This window comes from Peribacillus deserti (genome assembly GCF_016909175.1).
Lineage (GTDB): Bacteria > Bacillota > Bacilli > Bacillales > DSM-1321 > Paraperibacillus > Paraperibacillus deserti.
In genome coordinates this window covers 23895-43658 of sequence record NZ_JAFBFI010000023.1, presented here as the reverse complement: position 1 = coordinate 43658, position 19764 = coordinate 23895, and the positions used below count along the sequence as shown (strand labels likewise).

21 protein-coding genes are annotated in these 19764 nt (G+C 39.5%); 13 read left to right on the top strand and 8 right to left on the bottom strand.

The genetic code is table 11. From position 1 onward, the window contains the following. Positions 1-671: 671 nt before the first annotated feature. Complete coding sequence (locus JOC77_RS18680; RefSeq protein WP_204546842.1) at positions 672-1355, bottom strand: DUF2225 domain-containing protein; 684 nt, start codon at positions 1353-1355, stop codon at positions 672-674. A gap of 189 nt (positions 1356-1544) precedes the next feature. Between JOC77_RS18680 and JOC77_RS18675 the strand changes: the two genes are divergently transcribed. Then, entirely contained in the window at positions 1545-1907 is a 363-nt protein-coding gene (locus JOC77_RS18675; RefSeq protein ID WP_204546839.1) for a HesB/IscA family protein, read from the top strand. 830 nt (positions 1908-2737) lie between these two features. On the opposite strand, the gene yumC is transcribed toward JOC77_RS18675, so the two are convergent. Continuing rightward, positions 2738-3733 (bottom strand): ferredoxin--NADP reductase 2, encoded by a 996-nt coding sequence (yumC, locus tag JOC77_RS18670; RefSeq protein WP_204546836.1) that lies wholly within the window; start codon positions 3731-3733, stop codon positions 2738-2740. A 416-nt stretch (positions 3734-4149) separates the two neighbouring features. On the opposite strand from yumC, the gene JOC77_RS18665 reads away from it, so the two are divergent. The 4 genes from JOC77_RS18665 to JOC77_RS18650 all read left to right on the top strand — a co-directional run bounded on the left by JOC77_RS18665 (position 4150) and on the right by JOC77_RS18650 (position 7369). Further along, complete coding sequence (locus JOC77_RS18665) at positions 4150-5367, top strand: FAD-dependent oxidoreductase (RefSeq protein WP_204546833.1); 1218 nt, start codon at positions 4150-4152, stop codon at positions 5365-5367. A 481-nt stretch (positions 5368-5848) separates the two neighbouring features. Then, entirely contained in the window at positions 5849-5971 is a 123-nt protein-coding gene (locus JOC77_RS18660) for a YuiA family protein (protein WP_204546831.1), read from the top strand. A gap of 155 nt (positions 5972-6126) precedes the next feature. Next, entirely contained in the window at positions 6127-6444 is a 318-nt protein-coding gene (locus tag JOC77_RS18655; protein WP_204546829.1) for a YuiB family protein, read from the top strand. A gap of 226 nt (positions 6445-6670) precedes the next feature. Next, the gene (locus JOC77_RS18650; RefSeq protein ID WP_239558902.1) at positions 6671-7369 is read left to right on the top strand and encodes a 3D domain-containing protein; all 699 of its coding nucleotides are present in this window, start codon (positions 6671-6673) and stop codon (positions 7367-7369) included. Between the two features lie 56 nt (positions 7370-7425). Here JOC77_RS18650 and JOC77_RS18645 read toward each other — a convergent pair whose 3' ends face one another. After that, entirely contained in the window at positions 7426-8232 is an 807-nt protein-coding gene (locus JOC77_RS18645) for a cobalamin-binding protein (protein WP_204546827.1), read from the bottom strand. 11 nt (positions 8233-8243) lie between these two features. Continuing rightward, complete coding sequence (locus JOC77_RS18640) at positions 8244-8720, bottom strand: divergent PAP2 family protein (protein ID WP_204546825.1); 477 nt, start codon at positions 8718-8720, stop codon at positions 8244-8246. A gap of 376 nt (positions 8721-9096) precedes the next feature. Between JOC77_RS18640 and JOC77_RS18635 the strand changes: the two genes are divergently transcribed. The 4 genes from JOC77_RS18635 (at position 9097) to JOC77_RS18620 (ending at position 12713) form a co-directional block, all read left to right on the top strand. After that, the gene (locus tag JOC77_RS18635; RefSeq protein WP_204546823.1) at positions 9097-10602 is read left to right on the top strand and encodes a leucyl aminopeptidase; all 1506 of its coding nucleotides are present in this window, start codon (positions 9097-9099) and stop codon (positions 10600-10602) included. A gap of 175 nt (positions 10603-10777) precedes the next feature. Next, positions 10778-11056, top strand: coding sequence for a hypothetical protein (locus JOC77_RS18630; protein ID WP_338047248.1), 279 nt, complete (start codon positions 10778-10780; stop codon positions 11054-11056). A gap of 594 nt (positions 11057-11650) precedes the next feature. Then, entirely contained in the window at positions 11651-12037 is a 387-nt protein-coding gene (locus JOC77_RS18625) for a hotdog fold thioesterase (protein ID WP_204546817.1), read from the top strand. Between the two features lie 118 nt (positions 12038-12155). Beyond that, a complete protein-coding gene (locus JOC77_RS18620; RefSeq protein WP_204546801.1) occupies positions 12156-12713 on the top strand; it encodes a DUF5366 family protein in 558 nt (185 codons plus the stop codon). A 159-nt stretch (positions 12714-12872) separates the two neighbouring features. Here the strand turns inward: JOC77_RS18620 and JOC77_RS18615 are convergent, their stop codons facing one another. Beyond that, on the bottom strand, positions 12873-14744 hold the full coding sequence (locus JOC77_RS18615; protein ID WP_239558900.1) for a transglycosylase domain-containing protein: 1872 nt from the start codon (positions 14742-14744) through the stop codon (positions 12873-12875). Positions 14745-14985: 241 nt separating this feature from the next. On the opposite strand from JOC77_RS18615, the gene kapD reads away from it, so the two are divergent. Beyond that, positions 14986-15612: a 3'-5' exonuclease KapD gene (gene kapD / locus JOC77_RS18610; protein ID WP_204546798.1), complete on the top strand. Its 627-nt coding sequence runs from the start codon at positions 14986-14988 to the stop codon at positions 15610-15612. Positions 15613-15650: 38 nt separating this feature from the next. Here the strand turns inward: kapD and kapB are convergent, their stop codons facing one another. Next, positions 15651-16049 carry a kinase-associated lipoprotein KapB gene (kapB, locus tag JOC77_RS18605; protein WP_204546782.1) on the bottom strand — a complete coding sequence of 133 codons (399 nt, stop codon included), beginning with the start codon at positions 16047-16049 and terminating at the stop codon, positions 15651-15653. A 127-nt stretch (positions 16050-16176) separates the two neighbouring features. On the opposite strand from kapB, the gene JOC77_RS18600 reads away from it, so the two are divergent. From JOC77_RS18600 to JOC77_RS18590, 3 genes are all read left to right on the top strand, one after another. Then, positions 16177-16911, top strand: a complete 735-nt coding sequence (locus JOC77_RS18600) for a peptidylprolyl isomerase (RefSeq protein ID WP_204546781.1) — start codon at positions 16177-16179, stop codon at positions 16909-16911. Between the two features lie 117 nt (positions 16912-17028). Beyond that, entirely contained in the window at positions 17029-17232 is a 204-nt protein-coding gene (locus JOC77_RS18595) for a hypothetical protein (protein WP_204546780.1), read from the top strand. A gap of 82 nt (positions 17233-17314) precedes the next feature. Then, complete coding sequence (locus JOC77_RS18590) at positions 17315-18442, top strand: serine hydrolase domain-containing protein (RefSeq protein WP_204546779.1); 1128 nt, start codon at positions 17315-17317, stop codon at positions 18440-18442. A 766-nt stretch (positions 18443-19208) separates the two neighbouring features. On the opposite strand, the gene JOC77_RS18585 is transcribed toward JOC77_RS18590, so the two are convergent. Beyond that, entirely contained in the window at positions 19209-19508 is a 300-nt protein-coding gene (locus tag JOC77_RS18585) for a spore coat protein (RefSeq protein ID WP_204546777.1), read from the bottom strand. Between the two features lie 12 nt (positions 19509-19520). Further along, positions 19521-19715, bottom strand: coding sequence for a hypothetical protein (locus JOC77_RS18580; RefSeq protein ID WP_204546775.1), 195 nt, complete (start codon positions 19713-19715; stop codon positions 19521-19523). Positions 19716-19764: the final 49 nt, after the last annotated feature.

The window sequence follows — 19764 nt, the reverse complement described above, 5'->3', positions numbered from 1 at the left end:
CTTCACCTACTAAGTGAAAAGCAGACTCCCGACAAGCATAAGGCGAGCAGGTCGTAGGAAGTGCTCTTCTTCCTATGAACTGATTGACTTATGACTCGAGGGAGTCAGTCCAGAGCTGGACAGATAGAAAAGCGGAGGACGATGCTTTTCTGCTTAATACACTTTTAAAAAAGCTGGCCTTATTGGCTAGCTTTATGTATGTCTTCACCTACTAAGTGAAAAGCAGACTCCCGACAAGCATAAGGCGAGCAGGTCGTAGGAAGTGCTCTTCTTCCTATGAACTGATTGACTTATGACACGAGGGAGTCAGTCCGGAGCTGGACAGATACAAAAGCGGAGGACGATGCTTTTCTGCTTAGTACACTTTTAAAAAAGCTGGCCTTATTGGCAAGCTTTATATATGTCTTCACCTACTAAGTGAAAAGCAGACTCCCGACAAGCATAAGGCGAGCAGGTCGTAGGAAGTGCACTTCTTCCTATGAACTGATTGACTTATGACTCAAGGGAGTCAGTCCGGAGCTGGACAGATACAAAAGCGGAGAACGGTGCCTTTCAAATAAATAGATGGAAAGGCAGACGCCTGCCAGGCGGCAGCTCATAGAAGTTGAAATTTTATACTTTCTTACCCAATAAAAAAGGAAATCTTTATGAGGTTTCCTTTTTCAGTATGATTAATTGGCTTTTAGCTGTCTGATTTGCTGCCATTGGTCTTTCGCCATTTCTACAATTTTCGTTTCGGTAGTGTGTTTCTGTTTTTCAATAACCATCGACAAATGTCTGGCTGCATTAGAAAAATCTCCGATTCTGCGGGAAATTTCCCCTATTATATAAAGCAGTTTAATTTCTGATACCTGGGTGCCCCTGAAGTCAGCAGATGAGTACGATTGTTCGTATTCCTTTTGAGCCAAGGCAAGGAAACGGGGTTCATGCTCAGGCTGGGTTTCTCTGTACAGCCATGCAATTCTTAAAAATAATCCAGCGGAAGTGATATGCTTTTCCTTTTTTAAAAGAGCACAGTAAGAAGCAAGCTTGTACGTTTTGATGGCATCACTAATAGTACGGTTACCGCCGTATTGATGGGGTACCCAGCGGCTTGTCACTTTTTCTCTTATCACATCTTTTGTAAGCGGAGGAAAGGATGTCGAAAACTCTTCTGAAAAGGAGAACCCGCAATGAGGACAAACCAGAATTTTATACAATAATGGATTTATGCCGATGTCAGAATATATAGGCCGAAAGTCTGTATCATAACTCAGGATCTTGATAAACTTAGAACGGAGCTTCATCGAATGAAAACTGCTTCCGCAGAACATGCAGTCTGATTTCTTTTCAAAGAAAGGTGTGATCTGTTCCATGTGCAGCTCCCCTTATGTTAATAGAAAATAGGTAATATTACCCTTATGTGTATTATTATAGTTGGACATACATCAAAAAACTATAATAACTTAAAAGTTCGGGTAAAACTGCAAAGTTGAGCACAATAAATGAACTGATATATACTATAATATATAAAGATGAAGAAATATGAATAGGAGGCAAAAATGATGAGTGATTTAATAACTCTAACAGAAGCTGCTGCGCTCCATATTAAAGATATGATGAAACAAAATGAAGAAGAAGATGCCTTTTTACGAGTATCTGTAAATGGCGGCGGATGCAGCGGCCTTTCTTATGGATTGGGTTTTGCCCATGAAGAAGGAGAATCCGATACAAAGCTTGAACAGCATGGACTCACTTTGTTAATAGATAATGAAAGCTCCCTCATCTTAAAGGGAACTGTCATCGATTATAAAGAATCTTTAATGGGCGGCGGATTTACAATCGACAATCCAAATGCTATTGCCGCATGCGGATGCGGATCTTCTTTCCGTACAGCTGTTAATGCGGGTAAACCGGAAGAGTGCTGAATGATGTCCATTGTAGTGGAAGGATAATTCTTTAGGATTTGTGTATTGATAACATCCCAAATAAAGCGCTGCCGAACGTATTTATCGATATGCAGGCAGTGCTTTTTGATATGTGAAAGATGGATAAACACGGTAAGCAGATCAGAGGCTAAATAAGTAAGGCCACAAGATAAGGCTTAGTGGCTGCGATATATAGGAACACGGTCTGTAACGGGACTGTGAGTTGTTGAACATTTTTTTCACTTTCTCGCTGGGGTGAAAAAGAATATGAAGCAAACTGTACATCCAATTTCTACTGTCAATTCCGGCTGCGATATCCTGTGATGTGTAAAACTGCTTTTAGGTAACCCTTTTTTGCCTGAATTGGCAGTTTTTTAGATTAATTTATATTTTTAAATTGTATTACCGAGTATAAGACGATCTCGTCTGAAGAATTTCAAAAATAATGGGGATTTTAACAATATTACTCTTGCCGCCTGAGTTATTTGCTTATGTTTTTCCCTTTTATGCTTTAGTTTTGCGATTTTACGCTTAAGTTTTAACTGTTTATGCTTATCTTTCAAGGTTTTATGCTTATCCCTATATTTGGAATGCTTAACTAAATAGGTCTAGTTTTCTATAAATTGATTTATGCTTATTTTGGCAGGTTGATGATTCAGATGATAGATTTATGTTTATGTCATATGTGTTAGTCTTCTTGCAGGATCCGATTTTTATGCTATTTCACCTTCTCACTATGTAACTTTGTCTAATCCCCTGCAACAAAAAAAAAGACAGTCTGTGCGGCCATTTGGCAATACAGGCTGTCTTTTTAATTTATAGTTCTTCGATTAAGAAAACATGGAAGTACTGTGAAGCGGCTGCACTCTTGCTTTCGGATCTATATAGGCTTTAGCATTATTCACGGCAGTAGGTGCTTCGCCAAAACCAGTGGCAATCAGCTTAGCTTTTCCTTCATAAGTACAAATATCGCCGGCTGCATAGATTCCAGGAATATTCGTCTCCATTTTAGAGTTAACAACAATGGAATTTTTCTCGATTTCAAGTTCCCATTCCTTGATCGGCCCCAGCGAAGATACGAAGCCGTAATTCACGATAACAGCATCTACATCCAATATCTCTTTCTCTTCGCCTTTTGCACTTTCAAGAACAACTTGCTTAATGCCATTCTCGTCTCCAATCACTTCAGCAGGGATGTAAGGAGTTTTGATTTCGACCTTAGAATTGTGAAGGTTTTCTACACTGTGCTCATGAGCACGGAATTTATCCCGTCTATGAACAATAGTTACTTTTTCTGCGATCGGCTCAAGCATTAAAGCCCAATCTACAGCAGAATCTCCGCCTCCAAACACAACGACTTTTTGTCCGGCAAATTTATTCAAATCATCTATGAAATAGTGCAGGTTTTTATTTTCATATTGTCTCGCGTTATCTAATTCAAGCCTGCGGGGCTGAAATGCACCATTTCCAGCAGTGATAATGATGGTTTTGGAATAATGAATTTCGTCATTCGTGGTAATTTTAAAAACGCCGTCAGCCTGCTTCTCAACTTTTTCTACAGCCTGTTCCAGGCATACTGTCGGCTCAAACTTGGCCATCTGTTCTTTAAGATTATCAACAAGTTCCTGCGCTCTAACTTTCGGAAAACCCGCTACATCGTATATGTATTTTTCCGGATACAGTGCAGATAGCTGACCGCCCAGCTGAGGAAGACTTTCTATAATCTTAACGGAAGCCTGGCGCATACCGCCGTAGAAAGCAGTAAAAAGCCCAGTCGGCCCGCCTCCAATAATGGTAATATCATAAACAGTTTGATTTTCTTTCACACTGGTACCCCCCAAATAAAATTCAATCTTTCACTATTTTAACACAAATAAAAAATGATAGTCCCGCTGGAACTCTTATTAATCAATAGAAAATAAAGAAAAAAGGGAAAATTATAACTATTCCAGAAAAGTATCCGCTTACATAATTTCTGAAATAAAATGTTAAAATGGCAGGAATGAGAATATTTGTTAACGTAAAAATTATCATTTATTGACTTGAAATGTCATATAAAAAGGAATAATATGTTGTATAGGACATTGTTAACATTCTGTGACAAATCTCTAACATTTTTTTGAACTAATTCGTGAATTATATCACAAACTTCATACTTTATTATACAATTTATAGAGGGTAAGAATTGTTGTGATTTGACACATAACAACATTACAAAACAAAAAAGGTGGATTTGATACTCGTGAGAAAGCCTAAAATTGTTATTCTTGGCGCTGGTTATGGCGGCCTGATTACTGCTACCAGATTGCAAAAAAGCTTAGGAGTAAATGAAGCAGACCTCGTGTTAGTAAACAAAAATGATTACCATTATGAAACAACATGGCTGCATGAAGCATCGGCAGGAACACTTAGCCCTGATCGTGTACGTTATGATGTTCGTGATGTAATCGATAAAAATAAAGTGGACTTTATTCAGGACTCAGTTGTAGAGATTAAAACTGCTGAAAAAATGGTTATCCTTGAAAATGGAGAAGTTTCATATGATTACCTGGTAGTAGCTTTAGGCGGAGAGCCTGAAACATTTGGTATCCCAGGCCTTAAAGAATACGCCTTCACAATCTCAAATGTAAACAGTGCACGCCAGATTAGAGAACATATTGAATTACAATTTGCTACTTACCATAACGAAGCAGTAAAAAGAGATGAGCGCCTGACTATCGTTGTCGGCGGAGCAGGATTTACTGGTATCGAATTCCTGGGCGAACTTACTAACCGTATTCCAGAGCTTTGCAAAGAGTTTGATGTAGACTTCCATAAAGTACGCATCATTTGTGTAGAAGCAGCTCCTATGGTACTGCCTGGATTTGATCCTGAGCTAGTATCTTATGCAACTTCTCAACTAGAGAAGAAAGGCGTAGAATTCCGGATTGGAACAGCCATCAAGGAAGCTACTGCTGAGGGAATCATTGTCGGTAAAGGTGAGGAAGAAGTAGAAGAAATCAAAGCTGGCACGATCGTATGGGCAGCAGGTGTCCGTGGAAACTCAGTAATTGAGAAATCAGGAATCGAAGCTATGCGCGGACGCGTCAAAGTAGATCCAACCTTAAGAGTTCCAGGACATGAAGATATCTTCATTATTGGAGACAGCTCATTAGTTATTAATGAAGAAATTAACCGTCCATATCCACCAACGGCTCAAATTGCCATGCAGCAAGGTGAGCTTGTAGCGAAAAACCTTACAGCACTTGTTCGTGAACAAGAAGGCTTAGATACTTTCCACTTCGATAATAAAGGAACCGTTTGTTCTTTAGGTGAAGATGATGCCATCGGTATCGTCTTTGGCAAAAAAGTAACAGGATCCAAAGCTTCATTCATGAAAAAAATGGTTGATAACCGTGCTCTATTCATGATCGGCGGAGTAGGTCTAACACTTAAAAAAGGTAAATTTAAGTTCTTTTAATATAGTGCATGCGAGGCTGCCTTAGAGGGCAGTCTCTTTTAATTTTTAGTAAATTCGGAAGCTCTATGTGCCAACAGTGTGAAAGCGGGCGCTTTCTCCAACATTAAATCTCCTTTGCTCCAAATATAAGGAAACCAAGATTCTTAATTTGGAAACAGTTGTGTTATTACACCCGATTATTCTGAATTAAACGCTATTTATTTACCTTAGCTTCACATGCCGCAAAGACTATCATTCAAAACGGTATCCGGTGAAGAGAATATCTAACGCCCTGCACAAACTAAACTTATTCACGGTTTCGCCAAAAAAGTATTCTATATTTTTTAAATTTTCTGTATTTTTAATAAAGAGTTAGATATTAAAAGGAAAGGCTTAATGTATCCGTTTACATGAGCTTAAATCACCTTTTATAGAACTTTAATTTTTTTCTTATCCTTGATATATTATCTGACAATTAAAGAATTTTTCGGAGGGATGTATAATGATGAGAAAACAGGATGAATGTACCTATTGTTCAGGTAAGGGATATTTCCAGCTGCTGCTTGGGGGATCGGAAACTTGTTCCTGCTGTGAGGGCAGCGGAACAGTAGAAAATGAAGCGTAAGACTCCACAATTTTGTGGAGTTTTTTTTCTTGCCATTAGAGTCAGGTTCTAAAGAAAAGTGTTCTTCCTGAAGTATCCCGCTTTTTGAGTTATTGACGAGTTTATGTACTTTAAGTACACTAGAAGGTGATGCTTCTAGGGAGGACAAATTTTCCATGAATATAGCTATTTTAATTATATCGATGGTTCTATTTTTTGTTTTGTTATTTGGAATTGGATTCATAATGAACATGCTTTTAAGAAAAACCTGGCTGGTTGCCATTTGTTACCCGGTCATTGCTGCATTATTTATCAATGATCAAAAACTAGCAGTCTATTTCACTGATCCAGATGCAGCATTCCCTAAGCTTTGGGATAAAATTTTGTCTCTTCATCTGGCGGATATTCTAATTTTAAGTTTTGGATTACTGGGTGCGATTAGTGCCGGAATTACTATTAAGATGCTGCGTGAAAGAGGCTATAGGATGTTTTAAAGCATGTCGAATGCAGCATGAATCAATGTTTATAGTAAATGAGCCTGATTTGGGATGAAATCCTGAAATCAGGTTTTTTATTTTTTGGTGAATTTTGATTCTCAGCCAAGTTTAATGGGCTTTTTTATTTTCTTATCATTGTCACAAACTCTGATTTCACTCCTTTTAGGAATATTTCTTTCTAGAATGGGAAAGAAATAGTGGATGAGAGGAGTGGAATATTATATTGATAAAAATAAAAAGAATCTTTTTAAGAGTGTTATTTTTATGTTTGTTCATATTAGCATTACACTCGACCTATTTTAGTATAACAGGAGTAAAAGCAGAGACACTATGGTTGTCCGACGGTTCAAGAATTCAAGAGGGTCTGCAGCATACTTTTCGTTATCTCGGTTTGAGTAATAAGAGTTTAAATCATACATATCCCGAGGCTCTTAAAATTTCTTCGAGTACAGCGAAAGCTTCTACTTCCGAACGCGGCAGTTTAGAGAAGTGGGCGAAATACAAGAACTATCCTAAAACTACAGTGACAGCAACTGGATATACCGCAGGATTTGAATCGACCGGTAAAAGAGAAACAAGTCCAAGCTTCGGAATTACTTATTCTGGAGTGAAAGTGAAGCGGGATTTATTTTCCACAGTCGCTGCGGATTTAAAAGTTTTTCCGATCGGCACGATCCTGTTTATCCCAGGCTATGGCTATGGAGTGGTCGCAGATAAAGGTGGAGCAATCAAAGGCAATGAACTAGATTTGTTTTATGATACCGTTGAAGACGTTTATACATATTGGGGAAAAAAAACATTAGACATATATATCATAAAACGAGGCCAGGGTGAATTGACGGAAACAACATTAAAGTCGTTAAATGAAAGCAAAGAGCTGCAAGTATTTAAGCAGGAACTTATGAAAAAAAGTAACGAATAAAATAAAAAGGGAGTCTAAAATGAAATCATTTAGAGTACTCCCTTTTTCGCTGTATGTTACAGCCATAATCCATCGCTATGTATATCTCGGTATGCTTCTGGATGCAAAGTTTTTGCAAGATTGATAAGACCGTTTAGAAGCCTTGGGGAAGGCCTGCAGTATAACGGCTCTTCCAGCACTAAGATATGATTATTTTTAACTGCTTTCAGGTTCTCCCATCCCGGACGCTTCTTAACAATGCCGGGCTGTACTTTCTTTAAGGGTACTCCCACCCAGGCCAGACAGATGACATCAGGGTTCCGCTCTGCCACATCTGCTTCACTGGTCTGGACACTCGCTAATTCTACATCTTGGAAGACGTTTTCAGCTCCTGCAAGCCGGCTGATTTCTGTCAGCCAGTTAATTTTTCCCGGAGTAAAAATAGGCTTTGGCCACCATTCCCAATAAAGAGAAGGCCTTTCAGTTATCGTTTTGGAAATCTCTTTAATTGAATTGATTAAAGACTGGTAAACTCTTATTCTTTCTGCTGCTGTTCTTTCTATTCCCAGCAGTCTCCCGATTTTTAGGAGATCTTCTGAAATATCAGCTAAAGATTGCGGATTGAGTATTACATGCGGAATGTTCCTTTTCTGTAATTCTTCAATATTCTTCTCCATGCCCGGGACACTTAATGATGCCAGGACCAAATCGGGCTTCAGGCTTTCTGTCAAGTCCATATCGATTGACAAATCCGGCCCGAGTCTCGGAAGATTCATTATGGATGCAGGCCAGTCTGAAAAATCGTCCACTGCAATCAGCTGATTTTCAATTCCTAGAAATACACACAGTTCCGTGTTACTTGGACATATTGAGATAAGTCTCATGCTCTTCACCCTCACATTAGAAACTTGTATAAAATTAATGTTAGGAAGATACCGGTTAATCCGCCAAAGAATACTTCAATTGGTTTATGGCCAAGAAGAGTTTTTAATTCTTTCTGCTTTTCTTTGGGGCCTTTTTGCTGCCAGTTTTTGGCTTCTGCTGTAAATTTGCCAAAGTCGATGACTAATTTATTTAGTATAGCTGCCTGTTCGCCAGCCTGTCTGCGAACACCGGTTGCATCAAACATAGTAATAATAGCAAATAACGCGGCTACAGCAAAGACGTTCGAGTTAAGACCACTTTCAAGTGCCACTCCTGTCGCAAGCGCGGTTACTGCGGCAGAGTGTGAGCTCGGCATGCCGCCTGTACTGTTTAACAAGGACCAATCAAGCTTTCTCAGTGCAATATAATGGATTGGTACTTTTATAAACTGAGCAAAGAAGATTGCAAACAGCGAAGCGAGCAAGGGAAAGTTTAAGAGTATATCCATTGACATTCTCCTTTACATTCATATTTTATTTCAAATTTTGGTTCGGTGCCTTTAGCTGATAGGTAACTGCCTGAATCAGCTGGCTTTCTGCCGCTTCCTAGACCGGTGGGTGGAATAATGAAAGGGCAGGCGAAGTTCAAAAGTGACCTGATCTTCATTATCTTTTGTATATATGTATTCATTTAAACCAATCAAAAGAAAGATAAACATTCTACGGACAGGTTACCTTTTTAAAAAGAGCTCACATATCTTTATTCCAGCTTCTAGAGCAGGGGAACAGAAAGAAGAATTTTTTAGTTAGAAAGTATAAAGTTTTTAATTCGAAATAAATTGAAAAGTTAGTTATAATGAAATAGTTAAAATTGGGAGGTGCATTATGTTTCATATACATAATAATCTAACGGCTGAACAACAGCTTGAAAATGTTATTGTAGGCGTCTATGATCATCCGTCTAAATTTTCTGGATTTGCAAAAGTTGCAGATGAGGCGCTGGGCGGACATCTTACAGAACTGCTAAAAGAAGGGGAAATCTCAGCAAAAGCTAAAAGGGTTTCTAAAGTTCATACACTGGGGAAACTTGGCGCTAAACGCTTAGTGTTTGTAGGTCTGGGAAAAGAAAAGGAATTAACCTTTGAGACTTTAAAGGAGGCTGCAGGAAAAGCTGTAAAACAGCTCAATAGTTCAAAGGCTTCTTCTGCTGCTGTCGATTTGGAATCTTTTACGGGCGAAACAGTCAGCGGAACTGACGCCGCCCATGCTATCAGCGAGGCACTTGCTCTGGCATCGTATCAATTTGAGGGATATAAGCAAAAGTCAAATGAACCTGAAAAAAGGATTGAAGAGCTCCTTGTGTTCACTGCAGAAGATGAGGCTGAAATTAAAGCAGCTCTTACTGTCGGCTATGTTTATGGCAAAGCGACGAATTCTGCAAGGGATCTCGTTAATCTGCCTCCAAATATGCTCACAGCAACGGATCTTGCTCACTATGCAGAAAGCCTGGGTGAAAAATATGGCTTTGAAACTGAAATTTTAGGAAAAGAAGAGATGCAAAGGCTTGGAATGGGCGCTCTTCTTGCAGTAAACCAGGGATCTGTTGAACCGCCTAAGATGATTGTTTTAAAGTATCAAGGTAAAGAAGATTGGACAAATGTAATTGGTCTTGTTGGTAAAGGGGTTACTTATGATACTGGCGGCTACTCTCTAAAGCCCCGTGAGAGTATGGTAGGTATGAAAACCGATATGGGCGGTGCAGCTGCAGTTCTGGGTGCCATGGAAATCATCGGGGAAATGAAGCCTGAACAAAATGTAGTAGCTGTTATTGCCTCCACAGACAATATGGTAAGTGCAGAAGCTTTTAAGCCGGATGATGTGATTACATCTATGAGCGGTAAGACGATTGAAGTGACAAATACGGATGCTGAAGGACGTCTTGCTCTTGCGGATGCCGTGACATATGCTAAACAGCACGGGGCCGGCTATCTTGTTGATGTAGCTACTCTTACAGGGGGAGTTATTATCGCTCTTGGTACAGAAATGACAGGTGCTATGACTAATAATGAAGCCTTATTTGAGCAGGTGCTCGAAGCATCAGCAGAAGCAGGAGAACCAATTTGGAGGCTTCCTATTACAGAAAAAGATAAAAAACGTGTAAGAAATAGTAAATTAGCTGATTTAAACAATTCACCTGGACGTGAAGGCCATGCGATTATGGGCGGTGCTTTTGTAGGCGAATTTGCAGAAGATACACCATGGGTTCATTTAGATATTGCCGGTACGTCCACTGCTAAAAAGGATTCAGATCTGGGTACATCCGGCGCTACCGGGGTTATGGCCAGAACTCTGGCTCTATTAGTGGAAAGATTCGAATCCGCATCTGAATAAACAGAATAAGCCGAGGCCCTGAGGGCTTCGGTTTATTTTAATTAGCAAAAAATGAAGAAGACCCAAAACAAGAAAGACGCATTTATAGTCAGACACGCTTCAAGCCCACTCAAATCCTATTTATCCGGCATAAATAATAAAGAATACAATGCCAGACAAAGAGGGGGTTATTCATGTGGGTTATAGACCGTTTTACGGTTACGGAGGCTATGGAAAGCGGCCTTACTATGGCGGAGGAGGCTGGAGTATCGGTGCGCCGTTTTTAGGCGGCCTGGTTGGCGGCTTGATTGGAAGTGCGATATTAAGGCCCCGTCCTTATCCATACTTTGCAGGCGCTTATCCTGCCGCACCAGGTTATGGAGCATATCCAGGCTACGGGGCTTACGGAGGCTACGGGGCAGGACCAGGACCAGGACCAGGAGGTTATGGATCAGGACCTGGCGGGTATTATTAAATCTTTGAAGTGATAAGGTCCCGATCCATAACCTTATAGAATGACTTGCATTTATTTGAACGGAGCACCCTTCTAAACGGGGTGCTCCATTCGTTTATACAGAAAAGCATGCTGACCCTGTTTTCGCTGAACGAAAACTAAAAGTCAAGCAGCTTCTTATAAAAACTTGAAGGAATGAATCCGGTTATAGCGAATAATAACATTACCGCCTGAAAAAAGCTGATGTTTATAAGATTTCTGCTTCCATCTTTGTATGGTCTTTATAACCCCCCTATCTGATTTTGAGCTGTACTCCTTTTCAACCGTCTTTATGTGGATTTCTCTTGTATTTTAAAAATTATACATGTGGGTGGAAACGAGGAAGCTTTTTTCTTTTCTCTATGCTAATGGCTGGAAGTTATAATATGCTGAAGATATGTTTTGGAGGAGGAAATTTTGCTCGCAAAAGGTGAAGTTGCTCTTAAACCGGAGATCTGCCCGCACACATAAAAAGCTGCTCCTATTGGGTAGTATGCTGCTCCCAAACGGGTTGTACTTGCTCGCTTGCAAAGCAAAAATATTCGAATAAAAACATCTAAAAAGAGGAGGATAAAAATGGAAACAACAAAAACGCTTTTACATTCTCTTGGCATTGAAATCCTGGAGGTTTCCCCGGGCACAGTCAGGGCATCCATGCCAGTAGACGAGAGAACACGACAGCCTTTTGGACTGCTGCATGGCGGAGCTTCTGTGGCCCTTGCTGAAACAGTTGCCAGTATTGGCGGGTATGAATTGGTTGATAAGGAAACCGAGGCAGTTGTAGGGCTGGAGATTAATGCTAACCATATACGCGGCAAAAAAGAAGGAACAGTCTATGCAGCTGGCAAGGTTCTCCATCAGGGAAGAACTACGATGGTTTGGGAAGTTAAGATTACGGATGAGCAGGATCAATTAATTTCAGTATCCAGGTGTACACTTGCAGTCATTCAACTAAAGGCTTAGGCCGAGAACGCTTAACCATTCTCTTTTTCTCCTATACAACTTGAATTAAATCCGGCTGTTGAGCAGCTGCTCGCTGACAGGTCTGGACACTTAAATTAGAATTATTAAAGAGGCAAAAATGAAAAATACATATTTTACGGGATATTTCCCTTTAATTGCAATTATTCTTTTTAGTTTATCTTTTGCAGTGTATTCAGAAATGAAATCTATCACTCTGCTAAAACAAATTGGCATTTATGAAGGAATGCGGGAATTCTTTTCTGAAGCGGGGCTGAAGTTCACCCTTTTAGTTGTCTTTTTGCTCGTATTCTTCATGGTTTTTGCAGCCTTAAAATTAATTTCAGATACAATCCTTGAATTATCGCTCCTGTTCTTTTCTAAGGATTCCGAAGGGGAATCATTAAGGAACATTCGTAAAAGTTCAGTTATTTACTTTACTGGCGGGATTGCTTCATTATTGAGTTCAAGCTGGCTGCCTGGAATTATCCTGATCTTTATGGTGTCAACTCTTTTAGCTTTTATTTATATGGTGTATCAAACTAGTCCGGCACTGACAACTGCCGGACTTGCTGGAATGATATTTTTTCATACACTAGTATGGTCCTCTCTTTTATTTATTGTGTCGTTTTCATTGCTTAAACTATATAACAGTATAATGGCAAGCCTGCCGCTATAAAGGACAAAAGAGCAGCCCGTAAAGCTTATGGAGCTGCTCTTTTTCAAAATATAAGCTCTGTTATACTTGCCTGTTGATTGCAGCGAAGATGAACATAGTGCCAATAATGGAAGAATGGGCTTTAACATAGCCAAAATATAAAAGACTTCAGCTTTTATTTTAATGACTGTGGCTGCCCATTATATTTTTCCAAATGAGAAGGTGGGGAGCCTGATCTTTTTTATACTCGATGCTTGATGGAATATCTTTTCCTACCCAGACACCGGCGGTATATTTATCTGTCAGTCCCACAAACCAGAGATCTTTATAATTATTTGTCGTTCCAGTTTTCCCTCCTATATATGTGGAAGGTAGAAAGGCTTTTTTTCCCGTACCATCTAAAACGGTCTTATATAAAAGAAGGCGCATTTCCTTCACTGTATCAGCATTCCATACTTTTACTGGCTTTTCTTTCCACTTGTACAGAATTTTTCCCTTTCGATCTGTAACAGTGCGGATAGCACGCGCGGGCTGGTAATTTCCATTGTTGAAAGAAGAATACGCATTTGTTAATTCCAAAGGGCTTACCCCATAAGTAAACCCGCCAATTGCGGCTGGCAGACTGTAATCTTCTTTCACAAGCTTCTTAAATTGAAAAGCTTGTAAGTAGCTGAACGATTTATGTATCCCTGTATCATTGAATAACCTGAGAGCGGGAGTGTTGTACGAATGAGAAAAAGCTTCTTCTATCGTCACGAGGCCGTACAGAGCATTACCATAATTTTGGGGACAATACCCGTTTTGACAGAAGGGACCGGCACTTATTTTCTCTGAAAGAGAATGATCCGCTGTGTCAAGATAAGGACCATAAACGAGCAGCGGCTTAATGGCAGAACCAGGCTGTCTATAGCTTTGAAAGGATCTGTTAAAAGAATATTTTTTATAATATTTTCCCCCAATCAAAGAGACAAGCTCGTGCGTATGATGTTCTATAACTACAGCTGCACTCTCAATATCTCTCTCAGGCAGCGAGATTCTAATAGATTTACCTGCAGAATCTTGTATGTCCGTGTCCAGCGCAGTATGAATAACTATACCGGAGTCCAGCAGCTCCCGCACCCGATCATTTAATTTTTGAGCTAATCTTTCCTTATTATCTGGATTAGCGGTTTGGAGCTTTGTCATGTATCCTTCAGAACTCGCAACAAGTTCTTTAAATTCTGCTTCAACAAAAGCAGAGTAATCGGGATAAAGGTCTACTCGGTGACGAGGATTCAGGACGATGAGTTCAGCTTTAATGTTTCTAAACTCTTCGGCGGACAGGAGCTTTTGGTCTGCAAGGATCTGTAAGATTCTTTCCTGCCTTTTCTTAACAGATGCATAATGGGTGAACGGATTGTACATGGCTGGATTATTAGGAATTCCTGCTAAAAAGGCCATTTCAGCCTTGGAAAGCCCGGCTGTATGCTTATTAAAATACAGCATAGATGCAGCTTCAATGCCATAAGCGCCGTTTTGGAAGTAAATCGCATTTATGTACAACTCGAGAATTTGCTTTTTAGAAAACCTGTTTTCCAGTTTATATGAATAAAGAAGTTCAGAGAGCTTACGATTATAGGTTTTCTCGTGGTTTAGAAATAGATTTCTGGCTAACTGCTGCGTAATAGTGCTTCCGCCCTGGCTGGAGGAGCCGGCCTTAGCATTAGTAAGAATGGCTCTTGAGATTCCGGAAAGATCGATGCCCTTATGTTCATAAAAATGTTGATCTTCTATCGTTACAAAAATTTGTTTGAGAAATTCTGGAATTTCCTGTTCGTCAAGGTATATCCGATTCTGGGACTTTGATAATTCGGTAATAATCATCTCATCATCTGCTGTAATGGTGCTGGTCAGAGGAAGTTTGATTTCTTTCTGTGTGACTTTTGTGTTCCATTCAGCTTGAGCGGTTTCTGCCTGGCTCCATTCTTTGTAAGTGAAAAATAAAAGTACAGCCAGCAAAGGAATAAGGAGAACGATCGTTGTATATCCAAAAAATGTGCGCACTTTTTTCATCTTCCAATCCAAAATATTCTAGGAACCTATCGTATCATGACTAATATAACCGCATGATGGTATTTCAGAAAATATTTGTGAATTCTTTGAAAAACAAGTTTTAAGGAGAAAAGGTAAAAAAAGGGTGGACAACTATATAAAAATATCAGTTTCGTAATAAATATTTGATATAATAAGAGAAAAAAACGTTATACCGGAACGAAATATTTTATGTATGATTTTATGTAAGGGAGGTATAAATATGGAATTCGACCATCAATATTTATTCATTGATTTTGAATTTACGATGCCCGAAGGAAAAGCGAGGCCTGAGGGATTTTACCCCGAAATTGTAGAGGTTGGCATTGTCTCTGTTATTAACGATAAAATTACAAGGAAATTCTCCTCTTTTGTGTCTCCAGACCGTTTTCCCGCCCTGACAGAACGATGTAAAACATTCTTAAACATCACCCAAGAACAAGTAAATGGCGGCATGACTTTTAAGGATCTCGTCAATCTGCTCAGTGAATTTGAACAAAAGTATCCCGGCAGCACCATTGTAACCTGGGGGAACATGGATATGAAGGTCTTGCGGAACACTTGTCTTAAAGCCAATGTGAAATTTCCGTTTAGCGGAAAGCAGCTTGATCTTTCTATGGAATATAAAAGGTTCTTTGGCGATCAAAACCAGACCGGCTTGTGGAAAGCTGTACAGGAGTATGGAAAGCAAGGTACAGGTAAACACCACAGGGCACTCGATGATGCCTTAACGACTTATAATATTTTTAAATTAGTAGAAGAGGATAAAAGATATTTGAAAAAACCTGAGCCGACTACAATTGGAGATCGCATCGATTTATCGAAAGTGTTTGACAAATTTGCCTTATAAAGCCAAATCTTTTCTAAGTTGATTTGGCTTTTAGCATTTTATTGGTTTGCAGAATATTCTTTTTCCAGCTCCCTTAGACTCTCCAAGCTTTTCTTGCTCCAGCGATCTTCCTTGCCTTCTAATTCTTGTATCGCACGAGCAACGGCCTCTTGTAAGGATTGTCCGTAAGAAGGAATATCCCCGCTATAAGGCTTTACCATGTTCTTTGGCACATTAGTCTGTTCCCTGAAAGCAAGTGCTTTTCTTTGGTGGAACATCAGCACATCTGCCTCCTTAGGATTATGCAAATCTCCCTGCATTGGGTGTTTTTCAACTGCAAGGACTCTTACAAGATAACTCTGCGGCCTGGAAGCATCCGTTATTTCCCCGATATACTTTCCGGTTTTATAAAATGCCGTTACCTGGTCCCCTGCTTTAAATGATCCAACTGTCAACATCTTCACCCCTAATTTTTCATTACGTTAATCATACATAAATAACAATTATGTTCACAAGCTCCAGCCCGAGTACAGTAGTGATTTTTTATTCAATATATTGTAAAGTTAAGAGTAAGAGGTGGATGTTATGAAATTGAAAAATATGCTGCTGATTCTATCTTGCTTTGCATTTCTTGCAGGCTGCGGGACAAGCGGCGATGAAACAAAGCCGCAGAGAAATAAGGAATCCGAACAGACTAAATCTTCCGGGAAAGAGGAGAAATCTTTATCCATAGAGGAATACCCGCAATTTATGGCTGTTCAACAAAGTGATAAAGTTGTTGTAATGGAAACGAATAAGGGGAGTATTAAGATTAAATTATTTCCTAAATTTGCTCCGAAAGCTGTGAAAAACTTTGTGGCGCACAGTGAAAAAGGATATTATAATGGCCTTTCCTTTCATCGGGTTATCAAGGATTTTATGATTCAGGGCGGTGATCCTGAAGGAAATGGAACCGGGGGAGAAAGCATTTGGGGCAAGCCTTTTGAAGATGAATTCTCTACTAAGCTTTACAACTTTCGGGGTGCTCTATCTATGGCAAACTCTGGAGCTGATACAAACGGAAGCCAGTTTTTTATTGTACAAAATAAAACTATTGACCCGGGCCTGAAAGATCAGATGGAACAATCAGGCTATTCTAAAGAAATTATTAAAGCTTATGAGGATAATGGCGGAACACCATGGCTTGACCAAAAGCATACTGTTTTCGGACAAGTTATTGAAGGCATGGAAACCGTAGATAAAATAGCTGAAGTAAAGGCTGATGAACAAGGGGTTCCTGCCGAAAGCATAACGATTAAATCGATTAAAGTGATTCAGTAAAACAGCAGCCGGCCAAATCAACATCTTTCTCATTCATTTCTTTAGCAGTCACCTGCAGGATATCTAGAAAGATATGATGTGTGCGTATTACGGCTTTGAACAGAAAGGATGTCACCCATGCTATCATTGAACAGCCATATACTAGGCCTCTTTCTTTATTTTCCTGAAGATAAGTCTGAATATATTCCCGCGGCCATCACTTGTGTAATCTTTCTGATCGCTGCTTTCCTGACGATGCGCTTAATAATAAAGGTGTCACGGAGAGAAGCTCTAAAGGCTAAAGAGATGGAAGAACTTATTATTAAAAAACATAAAGTGTAAAACTGCTTGCGGTGCATCAAAATGCATCGCTTTTTTTCTAGTAAAAAGAATCTGCGAATGTTTGTTTAGAGAGGTCGTGCATATGAAATATATAAGCTCTAAGGTAGATAGAGTTACAGAGTATATTGAAGAACAAGTAGATCAAGGTCAAGCAGCAGGGGTGAGCGTTTGTCTAGTACAAGGAAGTTCCATCCTTTATTCCAGAGGATTCGGACTATCCCAAATTACTCCTGTTCCTAGAAAGATGACTCCTGATACCATTATGAGTATCCAAAGTGTTTCAAAAAATTTTATGGCCCTAAGTGTTTTACAGCTGGCACAAAAAAGGAATCTGAACTTGGATGCTCCCTTATCCCGATACCTAGATTACTTTACAACAGCTAATAAAGAACAAAGTGATCAAATTACCATTCGGCAGATTTTAAGCCATACTGCTGGCTTTCCTCATGATTTAGGCATTGCCAATATGATTGCACCGAATGTAAAGGAAATATTTTCCGATACTCCAAATGAATTCCAAGAAGCTCTTGAATATTATCGATTAACGGAAAAGGAACTGAAGGAAATTAAAAGTCGGGAAGATGTTACAAGATGGTTCAAAAAAGTTGAATTAGAAGCTAACCCTGGAGAAAAATGGAATTATTGCACAGATGCCTATGTGCTGCTGGCTGATTTATTTGAAAAGGTGAGCGGCCAGAACTGGGAGAAACATTTAACAGACAATATCCTGATGAAAATAGGGATGAATCGCACAACTACTGATCCTACATACGCTGAAAGTGACGATAATAGCAGTAGATACTATATGGGCCCGGGGAAGATAGAAACGCCCTTCCCTATTAATCCAATCTCTGCTCCGATCGGTTTTCTGTATTCAACAGCAAATGACTTAGGGAGATATCTTGCGTTTCATTTAACAGGAACGCCTTCCATATTATCTCATCATGGAATAAAAGAAATGCAAAAACCGATTGGAAAGGTTTCTGCCGATTGGTATCCGAAGGGATGGGAATATGGGTTAGCCTGGTTTATTGGGACCTATAAAAATGAAACAGTCATTGAGCATGGCGGCGGACAGCTGGCTGTACGGTCCTTAATATCGATGGTGCCCCGCAGAGAGCTTGGTATTGTAGTATTAATGAATTCAGATAGCGGTCTGCATAAAACCATTAACCGAAAAATAATGGATATTATGTTCGAAGATGAATGATTATTTCTGTTTTCAGAAGGCTGTTTTCGCAAACTTTGTTGCTATCGAACAAGGAGGGGTTGATTTCCTCTCCAGGTTGCTCGCTTTCCGCGGGGCGGGCGGTGAGCCTCCTCGGCTTTGCCTGCGGGGTCTCACCTGTCCCGCTGCTCCCGCAGGAGTCTCGCACCTTACGCTCCAATCAACCTGATTTAACAATGAAATGACTTTGTAAAACTTATTAAATAACAACAATCTTTAAAAAAAGAGCCTTTCAGAAAATTGTATAATCAAATAAAAATTAAGCTAAAGGTACTTATGTTTTAGGGAAATAGAACTAAACAAGGAAAGTGCAGGTATCCGCTCATGAAGTTCTAATCTTTTCGATTCGGGAACACTAAAAGTTTTACTTAGAGACATAGGATTAGTCTGCCGCTTTTACCTTTCATAGCGTTCTTGTAAGCATCTGTATTTTTCCAGATCATGGCAGCCAGGTTAAACGTCAGAAGGATTTGCTGGATACTCTACGACAGGGATATGGCAAGAAACACGGGTTGCAGGTACTAGATGGTGCATTAACAGTTCTTAAGTAAAGAAGTAAACTAGAGGAAGCCATATTTAATGAGTTACATATCGCAAAGGTTCGGATTAATAATTCGAATTTCAATCTAGCGGAGATTAGAGAGAAGTTAAAAAAAATAATCTGTAATTATGCAGGAAAATAAAAACTGGGGATATATATGGAGAAACAAGCTGTCATTGACAGCTTTTTCTCATGCAGCTCTACTTATCAAGGAGAAGGAATATCTAAGGCTGTGTTTACTGTTTTAGTGTCGAGTGCCAGCTGCTCCTGGACATTTACCGGGTGATAATAGCCGTGAGAGATCATGTAACTAGAAATTCGGTCATGCATATCTATAGCTTCGTTTAATTGATTATGCAGGGAGTCTCTCAGCTCAGGTGTTGCTGTCTCCGTAATCGCAAAAGCATACATTTTTATGGCAGATTTCGCCGAAATTAAAAAATCTGATGCTATTACTTGATCAGTCAGGTCACCCATACCGATCATATTTTGAATAAATCCATTCATTTTTTATACCTCCTAATGTTGTGAAACAAAACTCTGAAGTTCCTGAAGCTGTTCTTTAGATTTGGCTGCATCTTCTGAGAGTATACTTTTTAAATCCTCATCTTTTGCCAGAGGGCTCATAGCAGCAGATTTGGTTAAACACGTACTTTTAAAAATGATTAATTCATGAAGCTCCAATGTTTCATGAAGTCCTAACCTTTTTAGCATGAACAAAACCTCCACCTGAGAAATAATATCTTCAAAATTAGATTTTCGT